Below are 13,339 nucleotides of genomic sequence, written 5' to 3' on the forward strand. Positions count from 1 at the left end.
GAGAGACTCTCTCAGGCTTTCCTCCGGGCGCTTCCCTTCGGTCTTGCGTTTCCGACTCTATCAGTCTTTTTCCGTCTCCCTGACCACCCTCCCGCAGACATGCAGAAGGTGATCCAAAGAGAGGATCTGATGAGTTGGTTGCTGCTCGGTTAAGTGCGCTCGTTCGCGTCACTCACCCTCAAGCAGGAGTACGACTGTACACGGGGCCGCAGAGCAGACGCAAATCGATTAAGGTAGTGGTCTAGACCACGGACGGATGCTCACGCGGAACCGGTACTTCATATGACATACCCTGCTGCACAGTGCGCCGTCCGGGACTGGCAGTGACGGCCCTGTACATCTCCATCCCTGGGAGGCTTCCCATGACCACCGTGACGTCCCCTCTGGCAGGACGCGCCATCGGACTGGCCGCCGTGCCGGATCCGGTCTTCTCCGGGGCCATGGTCGGCCCGGGCACGGCGATCGATCCGGTGCGTGAGGCCTCCGAGGCCGTCGCACCCGTGGACGGAGTCATCGTCTCCCTTCACCCTCACGCCTTCGTCGTGGTCGACGCCTACGGGCACGGCGTGCTCACCCACCTCGGCATCGACACGGTGCAGCTCAACGGTGAGGGCTTCGAGCTCCTCGTGAACAAGGGCGACACGGTGACGCGTGGACAGAGCATCGTGCGGTGGAACCCCGCTGCGGTGGAGGCGGCCGGCAAGTCCCCGGTGTGCCCCGTCGTCGCTCTCGAGGCCACTGCCGGCTCACTCGGCGAGCTCCGCGAGGACGGCGACGTGAAGACCGGCGACGTCCTCTTTTCCTGGAACTGACACCGCCGCCGTCCTGTGACGGCATACACGACAACCATCGCGGCGGCGGGACCCGCCGCACTATCGGAGACGGGTGAGATGGAGACAACGCTGCGAGGCGTCGGCGTGAGCCATGGCGTAGCGATCGGCGAGGTTCGGCACATGGGGACGGCGGTGCTCGAACCGCCCGCCAAGCAGATTCCGGCGGAGGACGCGGAACGTGAACAGGGACGTGCCCGCAAAGCCGTGGAGGCCGTGGCAGCCGACCTGATGGCGCGCGGCAATCTGGCGGGTGGCGAGGCCCAGGCCGTGCTCGAGGCGCAGGCCATGATGGCCCAGGACCCCGAGCTGATGGCGGACGTGGACCGGCGTATCGCCGTCGGTAGCACGGCCGAGCGTGCCGTGTACGACGCGTTCGCCGCCTACCGCGAGCTGCTGGCGGGGGCCGGTGAGTATCTCGCCGGTCGTGTGGCCGACCTGGACGATGTGCGGAATCGTATCGTCGCCCGTCTGCTGGGCGTTCCGATGCCGGGCGTCCCGGACAGTGACGAGCCGTACGTGCTTGTTGCCAGGGACCTCGCGCCGGCCGACACCGCTCTGCTGGACCCGACGCTGGTCCTCGGTTTCGTGACCGAGGAGGGTGGTCCGACCAGCCACAGTGCCATCCTGGCCCGGGCGCTCGGCGTTCCGGCTGTGGTGGCGCTCCCGGGTGCCGGTGAGCTCGCCGAGGGGACGGTGATCGCCGTCGACGGCAGCACGGGTGAGATATTCGTGAACCCGAGCGACGACAAGAAGGCTCAGATGCAGGCCGCGGCCGCGGAGCGCAAGGCCGCGCTGGCCGCGTCGACGGGGCCGGGTGTCACCGCGGACGGTCACAAGGTGCCGCTGCTGGCGAACGTCGGCGGACCGGCCGATGTGCCGGCCGCGGTGGAGGCGGGCGCGGAGGGTGTCGGTCTGTTCCGTACCGAGTTCCTCTTCCTCGACGACAGCAAGAAGGCGCCGTCCGAGGAGAAGCAGGTGGAGGCCTACCGACAGGTGCTCGAGGCCTTCCCCGAGGGCCGTGTCGTGGTGCGGGTGCTGGACGCGGGGGCCGACAAGCCGCTGGACTTCCTGACACCGGCGGACGAGCCGAACCCGGCGCTGGGCGTGCGGGGACTGCGGACGCTGCTGGATCATCCGGAGGTCCTGCGGACCCAGCTGACGGCGCTGGCGAAGGCCGCCGAGGGGCTGCCGGTCTACCTCGAGGTGATGGCGCCGATGGTGGCGGACCGTACCGACGCCAAAGCGTTCGCGGACGCGTGCCGCGAGGCCGGGCTGCGGGCGAAGTTCGGTGCGATGGTGGAGATCCCGTCGGCCGCGCTGCGCGCCCGTTCGATCCTGCAGGAGGTCGAGTTCCTGTCGCTGGGAACGAACGACCTCGCTCAGTACACGTTCGCCGCGGACCGGCAGGTGGGTGCGGTGTCCCGTCTGCAGGACCCGTGGCAGCCCGCACTGCTCGATCTGGTCGCGTTGTCCGCGGAGGCGGCCAAGGCCGAGGGCAAGAGCTGTGGTGTCTGTGGCGAGGCCGCTTCGGACCCGCTGCTCGCGTGTGTGCTGGCCGGTCTGGGGGTCACCTCCCTGTCCATGGGTTCGGCGTCGATCCCCTATGTGCGGGCGACGCTGGCGAAGTACACGTTGGCGCAGTGCGAGCGGGCCGCGGCGGCCGCGCGGGCGGCCGACAGCGCCGAGGAGGCGCGGAACGCGGCTCAGGCCGTGCTGTCCGGTGAGTAGGGGTCGCGCCACGCCGCTGATCGGCTGGTGAGGAGGGGCGCTCCGCCTTCGGGTGGGGCGCCCCTTCCTGTGTCCTCCTTTGTGTCAGTGGCGGTGAGGCGGCGCCGGCCCGTCGTTCTCCGGGGCGAGGTCGGGGGGCGCGCAGTAGTCGACGCCCGACTCGGGTGAGATGAGCTCTCCGGATTCGACGTCGGTGCAGTAGGCGTCGAAGACCTCGCCGGCGGTCAGGGGTTCCAGGTCGTCTCCGCGCAGGCGCCAGCCGTAGATCTGGTCGGGTGCGCCCGGGATGGTGGTGCGCATGACCAGGCCGCCGGGTTGCTGGGTGGCGAGGCCGAGGGCCAGGACGGTGGTGAACTCGAGGACCTCGGCCTCATCGAGTGGGATGGTGCCGGTCGCCGTGTCGTCGGCGTGCAGGACGGCGACGAGCGTTTCGGGAGTTCCCGTGACGCTGCAGACGAGGTGGCGGCTGCCCGGCGGCGCTGTGTCGAGGATGCGGCCGAGGAGGCCCGAGGCGCGGGCGAACGCCGCACGGCCGATGTCCTCGCCGCAGGTCGCGCAGGCGCCGAGGCGGGCCAGGAGGGTGGCCGCGTACTCCCAGGTCGCCTGGCGGACGGCTTCGTCGACGAGGGTGGGCACGAGGTCGGCGAGGGGCTGGCCCTCGTAGGGGATGGTGGGGCCGGTGGTCGCCAGTTCGGCGGTGAAGCGGGAGCGGTGGGCCGGGACGTCGGGGTCGAGGCCCTTGGCGGTGCAGAACTCGGCGTACTCCTGGGGGTCGAAGAGGGCGACGGTGGTGTGGATCCCTTGGAGGGCTCGCGTTTTGAGGAGTTCCTCGACCTGTTGGAGATACGTGGTGTGGTCGTCGAAGGTGAAGCTTCGGTAGCGCCGCATGGCACGGAAGTCGTGCTCATCGGTGAGCAGGCCGATCGTGCCCGCGATCTCGCGGCGCAGGACGCGTCGCATGGTCTGGTGGTCGGTGTGCGCCATGTTTCCCCCTGTGTGCACAGTCGATCAATGCTCACTCACAGTAATCGACGGCACTGACAACGGCGGCTGGAGCCCGTCCGGCGCGAGCCTGGCGGGGAAGAACGCGCAGGTCACAACGGTGAGGTGGTCGATGGCGGGTCGACCGAGGGGTCGGCGGCGGTTCCCCACGGTGATGGTGCGTCCGAGGTTCGCGGTGGGTCTTCGCCGCCGGCCTCGGGACGGTCAGGCTCGCTTCTGCGCGAGTTCCTCGTAGAAGTGCAGCAGGTCGAGGTTGTCGATGGAGCCCGGGTTGACCGCCTTCTCCAGGGGGGTGCCTTGCAGGAGGCGCTTGACGGGGACCTCGATGCGCTTTCCGGTGAGGGTGTGCGGGACTCCGGGCACCTCGATGATCTCGTCGGGGATGTGGCGCGGGGAGAGTTCTTCACGGATGGCCTGCTTGATGCGGGCGAGGAGCGCCTCGTCGAGCTCGGCTCCGGGGGCCAGGTGGACGAAGAGGGGCATCCAGTAACCGCCGTCTGGCTGCTCGATGCCGATGACGAGGGATTCCTTGATCTCGGGAAGCCGTTCGACGACTTCGTAGATGTCGGCCGAGCCCATGCGGACGCCCTGGCGGTTGAGGGTGGAGTCGGAGCGGCCGTGGATGATGACGGAGCCGCGTGAGGTGACGGTGATCCAGTCGCCGTGGCGCCACACGCCGGGGTAGGTGTCGAAGTAGCTGTCGTGGTAGCGGCTGCCGTCGGGGTCGTTCCAGAAGTAGACCGGCATGGACGGCATGGGGTTGGTGACGACCAGCTCGCCGACCTCGTCGACGACCGGGTGGCCGTTCGGGTCCCAGGACTGCAGGTCGGTGCCGAGGCTGGGTGCCTGGAGTTCGCCGGTGTACACGGGGAGTGTCGGGACGGCTCCGGCGAAGCAGGAGCAGACGTCGGTGCCGCCGCTGACGGAGGCGATCCAGAGGTCGTCGCGGACCTCGTCGTGCAGCCAGCGGAAGCCGTCGGGCGGAAGAGGTGAGCCGGTGGTGGCCACGCACTGGACCGTCGAGAGGTCGAAGTCGCGGGAGGGGTGGACGTCCGCCTTGCGGCAGGCCATGACGTAGGCGGCCGAGGTGCCGTAGAGGGTGGCTCCCGTGCGTTCGGCGACCCGCCACTGGGCGGCTGTGTCGGGGTAGCCGGGGCTGCCGTCGTAGAGGACGACCGTCGTGCCGGTCAGGAGGCCGGAGACGAGGAAGTTCCACATCATCCAGCCGGTCGAGGTGTACCAGAAGAAACGATCCTCGGGGCCCAGGTCGCAGTGCAGGCCGAGTTGCTTGAGGTGTTCGACCAGGATGCCGCCCTGGGACTGGACGATGGCCTTGGGCAGGCCAGTGGTGCCGGAGGAGTAGAGCACCCACAGGGGGTGGTCGAAGGCGACCTGTTCGAAGACCGGTTCCTCGTCCGCGGCTGTCAGGGCGGACCATTCCAGGGCGCCGTCGGGTGCCTCGCTGCCCAGGAGGGGGATGTGGACCACGGCGCGCAGGGTGGGCAGTTCGCGGCGGAGTTCGGCGACGACGGCGCGGCGGTCGTGTTCCTTGCCACCGTAGCGGTAGCCGTCGACGGTGAACAGGACGACGGGCTCCACCTGCTGGAAGCGGTCGAGGACGCTGCGGGCGCCGAAGTCGGGGGCGCAGGAGGTCCAGACGCCGCCCACGGCCGCCGTGGCGAGGAGGGCGACGACGGCCTGTGGGATGTTGGGGAGGTAGGCGCTGACCCGGTCGCCGGGGCGGACGCCGAGGGAGCGCAGTTCCGCGGCGAGGGAGCCGACCTGGCGGCGCAGCTCGGACCAGGTCACCGGGCGCGGTTCGTGGGTCTCGTCGACATGGAGGAGGGCCGGTTCGTCCGCGCGGGTGGTGCTCGCGCGCAGGGCGTGCTCGGCGTAGTTCAGCGTCGCCCCGGGGAACCACTCGGCGCCGGGCATGGAGCGGTCGCCCAGCACGCGCGCGTAGGGGCTGGAGAACCGGACGTCGAACCACTCGGTGACGGCCTTCCAGAACGTCTCGAGGTTGTCGACGGACCAGCGGTGCAGGGCCGGATAACCGCCGTCGGCCGGGGCACCGTGGTGTTCGGCCGTCCAGGCCTGGAACCTGGTGACCTGGGCTTGGGCGATGCGCTGCGGATCGGGCCGCCAGAGCGGCTCGGGGTTCACGGTCGACATGGGGCGGCTCCTGGACTGTGCGCGTCGTGTGCGTCGACCGCGCACGTGCCGGGGTGTGCGCGTGACGCGACTGATACGGACGATGCCACGTGATCGACTTCTACACCAGGGTGTGCCCCACACAGTCGGCGTCGTGAAGATGTGGTCCCGCCACAGGTGAACGGAAGTTGAACGACACACGCGTGTGGAGCGGCGAGTGGCAGGGTGAGCAGCATGGACGGTCGTGACCTGGTGCGTTCGATGAAGGCGGTCGGTTCTGCGGGGGCGGCCCAAGGGTTGCGGACCGTACGGGCCGCGTGGCGCAGGAGGCGTGCCGACGTCACTGGGTTGCCGACGCGCCGCACCGAGCGGGCGCGGGTGCCGGGGGCGGTGCGGGAGGTCGAGCCCGGGCCGGGCGGCGGGACGATCAGGTTCGCCCGCTCGGAGCTGCGGATCCACGTCGCGGTGAACGGGGCCGTGTTCTGGGGCTGGGACGGGGCCGGCCCGGAGCCGTCGTACGCGCTGGTCGGGCGGTGCCCGGAGGCCGATCCCCGGGCGGTCCTGGAGCCCGACAAGGACGGTGGCTGGCGGGTCGTGGCCGAGCGGGTGACCGTCGTGGTCTCGCGGCACGGGGCGATCGAGGTGTGCACGCCGGGGGGCGTGCCCTTGCGACGGGACCTGCCGCCGCGGTGGTGGGAGCCCGAGGGTGGCGGCCCGGGGCGTTGGATGCAGCGCTCGGAGGTGGCGGCGGACGCCCGTTTCTTCGGTCTCGGGGGGCGGGCGTCGGGGCCGCGGCTGCGGGCGGGGACGTACCGGCTGTGGAACACCGATCCGGGGCACGTGTTCGGCTGTGAGGACGATCCGCTCTACCTCACGATGCCGGTGCAGCTGGTGGTGGCCGACGCGGGCACGCATCTGGCCTTCCACGACAGCTCCTGGGACGGCACGGTGGCCCTGCGGGAGGGTGAGGAGGGCGCCGGCTCCGGGCACGACCGGCTGGGCACCTGCGAGCTACGGATGGAGGGCGGCCCGCTGCGCTGCTGGGTGATGGTGGGGACGCCTGCGCGCGTGCTGCGTACATGGGTGTCTCTGACCGGGGCACCGGCGCTGCCGCCGTCCTGGGCGCTCGGGCACCATCACGCGCGGTGGGGCTTCGGCAGCGAGCAGGAGGTGCGGCGTGTCGTGGCGGGTTACCACGAGCACGGGCTGCCGCTCGACGCCGTGCATCTGGACATCGACCACTTCGACGGTCATCAGGTGTTCACGGTCGACCAGGAGCGTTTTCCCAAGCTGCCGGTGCTCGCCGAGGAGCTGCGGCGGGACGGGGTGCGGCTGGTGTCGATCGTGGACCCGGCCGTCAAGGCCGAGCCGGGCAACGCCGTCTACGACAGTGGGGTCGGCGAGGACGCGTTCGTGCGGGATGCCTCGGGGCGACCGGTGGAGGGCGTGGTGTGGCCCGGGGAGGTGGTCTATCCCGACTTCACGCACGCGCGCGTGCGTGAGTGGTGGGGTGGTCTGTACGCGGAACGGATCGCGCAGGGGTTCACGGGGTTCTGGCACGACATGAACGAGCCCACGTCGTTCACGGCCTTCGGGGAGTCGACGCTGCCCCGCTCGGCCCGGCACGCGCTTGAGGGGCGGGGCGGCGACCACCGGGAGGCTCACAACGTCTACGGGCTGTGCATGGCGCAGGCGGGCTACGAGGGGTTGCGGAGGCTGCTTCCCGAGGAGCGTCCGTTCGTCTTCTCGCGCTCCGGCTGGGTGGGCCTGCAACGCTACGGCGGCACCTGGTCGGGTGACGTGGCCACGGGCTGGTCCGGCCTGCGGGCGTCGCTGTCGCTGGTCATCGGTCTGGGACTGTGCGGGGTGCCGTACTCGGGGCCGGACGTGGGTGGCTTCGACGGCAGTCCGTCGCCCGAGCTGTATCTGCGGTGGTTCCAGCTGGGTGCCTTCCTGCCGCTGTTCCGTACGCACGCGAGCCTGCGGGCGGGGCGCCGGGAGCCGTGGGAGTTCGGTCCGGAGGTGCTGGGTCACGCGCGCGTGGCGCTCTTGGAGCGCCGGCGGCTGCTGCCGTACTTCGTGACGCTGGCGCATCTGGCCCGGCGTACGGGAGCTCCCTATGTGCGGCCTTTGTGGTGGGGGGCGCCGGAGGACCGGGCGTTGCGGGACTGTGAGGACGCTTTCCTGTTGGGTGACGGTCTCCTGGTGGCGCCGGTGCTCGACCCGGGGACGAACCGGCGGGCGGTGCGGTTGCCGCGGGGGCGCTGGTACGACACGGCGACGGGGAAGGCCTACGAGGGGCCGGGGCAGGTGCTCGTCGACGCCCCTCTGGCGCGTATTCCGGTGCTCGCGCGCGCGGGTGCGGTCATACCGGTGCGTGGGCGGGACGGTGGGCTGGAGCTGGAGGTGTGGGCGCCTGCCCTGGGCCGGACGGGAGGCGGCCTGGTGGTGCGGGACGCGGGCGACGGCTGGGACGATCCCGAGCTCGAGCGGTACGTCGCCCGCTGGGAGGGCGGCCGGGGCGTCGTCGTCGAGCGGGAGGGTGAGGACGGCGTGTGCGAGCCGTCCCACCCTGTGCGCGTACGCGGGCTGGGCGGGCCGGCTCAGACGTAGCGGCCCTCGAAGAACGCCCGGGCGGCGAGCGTGTGCAGGGGGAAGGCCAGCTCCTCGGGCCTGCGCAGGAGGTGCCAGCCCTCGGTCTCGTCGGTGGGGGCCGAGGTCGGCAGGCGGTCCACGGGGCGTTCCGGCAGGAGGCCGAAGAGCAGGAGGTGGCCGTCGGGGGAGCTCATGGCGTCGGCGAGGCGTACTTCGCGGCTTGCGGCGTCGATGCCCGTCTCCTCCTTGAGCTCGCGGACGACGGCCTGCCGCCAGTCCTCGCGGTCGTCGATGTAGCCGCCGGGCAGTGCGATGCCCCCGCGCGCGGGGCCGACGGTTCGGGTTATGACGACCAGGGCAGTGCCCTTCGTGTCGTACACGGGCTGGAGTGCGACGGCGACCGGCAGCGGGTTGCGGTAGGCCACGGTGGCGCAGGCCGGGCAGGTGCGGGGCCAGCCGGTGACGCCCTCCCCATAGGGTGCCCCGCAGCTCGAACAGTGGGAGTCGCGCGGGGAGTTGGTAGTGGGATGCTGAGTTTCGGACACGCGGCGGACTGTATCCGATCATGGGCGGGCGTCGTGCGCGGGTGGCTCAGTTGCCCCTGGTGAGCGACTTGGCCGAGACGGGGAAGTCGAAGTAGGTGTCCGGGTACGGCTCGGGCTTGAAGGTGTAGTGCCACCACTCCTCGGCGAGATTGACGAAGCCGAGGGTTTCGAGGGTGCTCTTCAGCAGCAGCCGGTGGGCGCGCTGTTCGCCCTGGACGCGCGGGTCGAGAGTGTGGCTGAGGGTGTCGAAGCAGTCGAAGCCGGTGCCCATGTCGACGGAGTTGTCCGGGAAGCGTTCCTGCTGCGGCGCGAAGCAGGGCACCAGGGGCTCACCGGGGGTGTAGGGCCTGGTCGGTCGTGCCGGGAGCTTGACGAGGGTGAGGTCGAGGGTGGAGCCGCGGCTGTGACCGGATTTCTCGGCGATGTAACCGTCTTCGAACAGGCGGGCCTTGTCGACGTTCGGGTAGAACTCACCCTTCATCGCCTCGTCGTCGAGGTTCTCGGCCCAGCTGACGAAGTGGTTCACGGCCCGCTGGGGCCGGTAGCAGTCGTAGACCTTGAGGGTGTAGCCCTGGCGCAGGAGCCTCGTCTGGGCCTGGTGGAGGGCTTCGGCGGCCGGCCTGGTGAGGATGCACAGCGGCTGGCGGTAGCCGTCGATGCGTTCGCCGACGAAGTTGTGCGGCGTGAAGTAGCGCATCTCCTGGAGGATCGTCGGGTCCACGTTCCTCAGGGCGACGAAGTCGGCGGGCGCTTCGGGCTCGGTCTTCGCTCGGGCGGGAGCGGAGGCGACGGTCACGGCCAGCAGGGCGGCGAGCGCGGTGACTGCACCGCGTACGGCACGGGAGAGTCGTGTCATGTCTCCTGCGTCTATCAGCACCGGGTTGCGTTCGGGAAGCGATCGCGTGCGGGACGTCGCGAGAGTCGGGCGCCCTGCCCCTTTCGCGTGACACGTGCCAGACTTCTGACGTCTCGTCAGATCCTGCTTGCGGGAGGGCACTTGTCACGTACACGCACGCCCGTGGTCGCCGGGTGGTTCACGGGGGACGGCGAGCGGTTCAGGTTGCTCGGGACGCGTTGCTCGGCGTGCGGCGCGGTCTTCTTCCCCCGCGAGGACACGTACTGCCGAAACCCGGGCTGCACGGGGGGTGAGCTGGAGGAGGTCCCGCTGTCGCGGCGCGGGCGCGTCTGGTCGTACACGGACAGCCGCTACCGGCCGCCGTCACCCTATGTGACCGATCCGGAACTTCCGTGGAAGCCGTACGCGTTGATCGCTGTGGAGTTGGAGGCAGAGCGCATGGTGGTGCTGGGACAGGCCGCTCCCGGCATCAGTGTCGCCGAGCTGGCGGTGGGCATGGAGGTGGAGGTCGTCCCCGGAGTGCTGCACGAGGACGCGGAGACGACCTGGACGACCTGGCACTGGCGGCCGACGGGGGTGAGGGGATGACAGCGGAGGTGGCGGTGATCGGCGCGGGGATGCACCCGTGGGGCAAGTGGGGGCGTGGCTTCGTCGCGTACGGCGTGGCGGCGGCGCGCGCGGCGCTGGCCGACGCCGGCCTGGATTGGCGGGACGTCGGCTCGATCGTGGGCGCGGACACGGTGCGTGGCGGCTATCCGGGACACGTGGCCGGGGCGACGTTCGCGCAGGCTCTCGGCTGGCAGGGCGCCCGGGTCACGAGCGTGTACGCGGCGTGCGCGTCAGGAGCCCAGGCGATCGGTGCCGCGCGGGCGCAGATCCTCGCGGGGCTGGCGGAGGTCGTGCTCGTGGTGGGGGCCGACGCCGCTCCCAAGGGGTTCTTCCGTCCGGCCGGCGGGGACCGGCCGGACGATCCGGACTGGCTGCGGTTCCGGGTGCTCGGCGCGACCAATCCGGCGTACTTCGGGTTGTACGCGCGCCGGCGCATGGCGGTGCACGGGGACACACTGGAGGACTTCGCCCAAGTCAAGGTGAAGAACGCCGCTGTGGGAGCGCTGAATCCGAATGCCCGCTACCGCAAGCGGGTGACCGCCGAGGAGGTCGCCGCGTCCCCGGTGGTCGCCGATCCCCTGCGGCTGCTGGACATCTGCGCGACCTCGGACGGCGGGGCGGCCCTGGTGCTGTCCAGCATGGAGTTCGCGCGTCGGCGGGGGGTGTCGGATCCGGTGCGGATCCGGGCGGTGGCCACCGTGTCGCCCCGCTATCCCCGAGCGGTGCTGGATCTGCCGGACATCGCGACCGACTCGGCCGCGGCGGTGGAACCGGCCGGGGAGACGTTCCGGGCGTCGATCGCCGCGGCCGCCTATGAGGAGGCGGGAACAGGGCCGGAGGACCTGTCTCTGGCCGAGGTCTATGACCTGTCCACGGCATTGGAGTTGCAGTGGTACGAGGATCTCTCGCTGTGTGGCGAGGGTGAGGGCGCCAAGCTGCTGCGCGAGGGGGCGACGGCGCCGGGAGGCCGTATACCGGTGAACACCAGTGGCGGCCTGGCCTCGTTCGGGGAGGCGGTGCCGGCGCAGGCGATCGCCCAGGTCTGCGAGGTGACCTGGCAGTTGCGGGGTCATGCGGGCGACCGGCAGGTCCCGGGCGCGCGCGTGGGGATCACCGCGAACCAGGGGCTGTTCGGGCACGGATCGGCGGTGGTCGCCGTGCGGTGAGGGAAAGAAAGGGGCTCCCGCCCGGCCGGCCGGTGCTCGGGCAGGTTGGTGCGGTACCTCGCTCACGTTGTGTCATCACGCCGGAAGGCTGCGTGAACGTCTCATGAACTGCGCCTGGGCGCAGGCTCGCGGGGCCATCATGCTCCCGTGCACTCGTGGACGGATGCTCTCCGCTTCGCCTTTCAACCGGTGGTCAACCTCACCACTGGAGGAGTGTCAGCGCTGGAGATACTCGCCCGCCCGGAGACCGGTGACGTCCTCGCGGAAGCCCGGCGGGATCCCGAGCTCGACAGCCGGCTCGCCGTGTCGGCGGTGCGGGCGGCGGCAGGCAAGGAGACGATGCTGCCCCTGCATGTCAACGTGTTCGCCGGCACCCTGGCCGACCTGGGCGGGCTCACCCCCCTGCACGACGCCGTGCGGGAAGCGGGGCGGCTGCCGTGGGAAGTGACGCTGGACGTCGTGCCGCCGTACACGCACGTGCCGCAGGCCGCGCTGCTCGAGGCACTGGCCGCGCTGCGGGAGCAGGGCTTCCGGATCAGCGCCGACGGCGTCGGAGAGGGGGACCTGCCGCTGCGTCTGCTCGCGGACATCTCCCCGGACCTGGTGAAGCTCGACGCGTCCCTGCTGGCGCGCCCGGCGACAGTACGGGCGATGCGGACGCTCTGCGACGAACTGGGGGCGCTGCTCGCCGTCGAGGGGGTGGAGACGGAACTCCAGTGTGCGGCCGTTCGGTCGGCGGGCGCCCAGCTCGCCCAGGGTGAGTTGTTCGCCCCGCCGGCCCGGCTGCCGACGGCGGAGGTGTACGTGCCGCCGTGCTCACCGGGCGTACCGCCGGCGTCCCGGACGGGGCCGTCGGTGCGGGAGTTCGTCCGGCCGGCGGCACTGCTGCCGGCCGGCGCGTCCGCCGGGCAGGTACGGGCGTTGCTGACCGGGTCGCCGGACGTGTCCGGGGTGCTGCTGGTGGACCGGGCGGGGGTACCCGTGCGGTCGGTGCACCGCTCGCGCTTCCTGCTGTCGATGTCGGGACGCTACGGACACGCCCTCTATGCCGACCGGCCCGCAGCCAAGCACGGTGACCCGCCACGCACTGTGGGCATCGACGCGACGGCGTGGGAGGTGCTGGACGTGGTCGCCGTGGGCGATCGGGACCGGACGTCCGACGACGTGGCCGTCGTCGACGAGCACGGGCGGTGTGTGGGCGTCGTCCGATTGGCGGATCTTGTGCGGGCCTTGGCCGAGACGCGGGTGGAGGAAGCCGCGGGGCTCAATCCGCTGACCAGGCTGCCCGGTTCGGACGCGATCACCGGGGAGGTGGACCGGCGGATCGCGGAGGGGCGGACGTTCGCGCTGAGTTGGCTGGACATCGACCACTTCAAGCAGGTCAACGACGGCGTCGGGTTCGCGGCGGGCGACGAACTGATCCGGGCCGTGGGGCAGGCGCTGACGGCGGCGGCGGTGGGGAACACGCGCGTGGGGCACATCGGTGGGGACGACTTCCTCGTGCTGGCCGATCCGGAAGGCCTGAATCCGTTGGCTGCCTCGGTGTTGGAGGCGCCCTGGTCGGCGGGCGGACGTCCGGTCACCCTGTCCTTGGCCACGGTGGTGTGCCCGCCGGGCAGCGTGACGGACCATCGTCAGGCGGCTGCCTGTCTGGCGCCGCTGAAGAAGGCCGCGAAGGCCCTGCGCGGCGCCAGCTGGGTGCTGGGGCGCGCGGGACTGCCGGGGCATGAGGTGCGGCGAGGTGCGCTGCCGGTGGGCACGCCGGAACCAGGGGCGGTGGGAGTGGAGCCAGGCGTGCGGTGAAGGCCACCGACGCCGGCGCGGGACGGTCGGCGGTCCTTGGCCCGGCACCGG

The 13,339-nt window shown here is 71.2% G+C and carries 10 protein-coding genes; 6 read left to right on the plus strand and 4 right to left on the minus strand.

The features are described from left to right. Positions 1-362 precede the first annotated feature (362 nt). Positions 363-812, plus strand: coding sequence for a PTS glucose transporter subunit IIA (locus ALMP_RS33545; protein WP_264935310.1), 450 nt, complete (start codon positions 363-365; stop codon positions 810-812). Positions 813-890: 78 nt separating this feature from the next. After that, a complete protein-coding gene (ptsP, locus tag ALMP_RS33550; protein WP_264935312.1) occupies positions 891-2,561 on the plus strand; it encodes a phosphoenolpyruvate--protein phosphotransferase in 1,671 nt (556 codons plus the stop codon). Positions 2,562-2,645: 84 nt separating this feature from the next. Here the strand turns inward: ptsP and ALMP_RS33555 are convergent, their stop codons facing one another. After that, complete coding sequence (locus tag ALMP_RS33555; protein WP_264935313.1) at positions 2,646-3,545, minus strand: hypothetical protein; 900 nt, start codon at positions 3,543-3,545, stop codon at positions 2,646-2,648. A gap of 222 nt (positions 3,546-3,767) precedes the next feature. Further along, entirely contained in the window at positions 3,768-5,735 is a 1,968-nt protein-coding gene (locus ALMP_RS33560) for an acetoacetate--CoA ligase (protein WP_264935314.1), read from the minus strand. Positions 5,736-5,948: 213 nt separating this feature from the next. Here ALMP_RS33560 and ALMP_RS33565 point away from each other — a divergent pair, with 213 nt between their 5' ends. Then, complete coding sequence (locus tag ALMP_RS33565; protein ID WP_264935315.1) at positions 5,949-8,327, plus strand: glycoside hydrolase family 31 protein; 2,379 nt, start codon at positions 5,949-5,951, stop codon at positions 8,325-8,327. On the opposite strand, the gene ALMP_RS33570 is transcribed toward ALMP_RS33565, so the two are convergent. Then, entirely contained in the window at positions 8,318-8,854 is a 537-nt protein-coding gene (locus ALMP_RS33570) for an NUDIX domain-containing protein (protein WP_264935316.1), read from the minus strand. The two genes, ALMP_RS33565 and ALMP_RS33570, sit on opposite strands and share 10 nt — an antisense overlap. Positions 8,855-8,900: 46 nt before the next feature. Next, on the minus strand, positions 8,901-9,710 hold the full coding sequence (locus ALMP_RS33575) for a M15 family metallopeptidase (RefSeq protein ID WP_264935318.1): 810 nt from the start codon (positions 9,708-9,710) through the stop codon (positions 8,901-8,903). Between the two features lie 162 nt (positions 9,711-9,872). Between ALMP_RS33575 and ALMP_RS33580 the strand changes: the two genes are divergently transcribed. The 3 genes from ALMP_RS33580 to ALMP_RS33590 all read left to right on the plus strand — a co-directional run bounded on the left by ALMP_RS33580 (position 9,873) and on the right by ALMP_RS33590 (position 13,288). Then, the gene (locus tag ALMP_RS33580) at positions 9,873-10,298 is read left to right on the plus strand and encodes a Zn-ribbon domain-containing OB-fold protein (RefSeq protein ID WP_264935673.1); all 426 of its coding nucleotides are present in this window, start codon (positions 9,873-9,875) and stop codon (positions 10,296-10,298) included. After that, entirely contained in the window at positions 10,295-11,485 is a 1,191-nt protein-coding gene (locus ALMP_RS33585; RefSeq protein ID WP_264935320.1) for a lipid-transfer protein, read from the plus strand. The genes ALMP_RS33580 and ALMP_RS33585 overlap by 4 nt, the downstream gene beginning before the upstream one ends. Positions 11,486-11,632: 147 nt before the next feature. Further along, positions 11,633-13,288 (plus strand): GGDEF domain-containing protein, encoded by a 1,656-nt coding sequence (locus ALMP_RS33590; protein ID WP_264935322.1) that lies wholly within the window; start codon positions 11,633-11,635, stop codon positions 13,286-13,288. The last annotated feature ends 51 nt before the right edge of the window (positions 13,289-13,339 follow it).

The sequence above is a fragment of the Streptomyces sp. A012304 genome, assembly GCF_026008495.1.
In the GTDB taxonomy this organism is placed as follows: Bacteria; Actinomycetota; Actinomycetes; order Streptomycetales; family Streptomycetaceae; genus Streptomyces.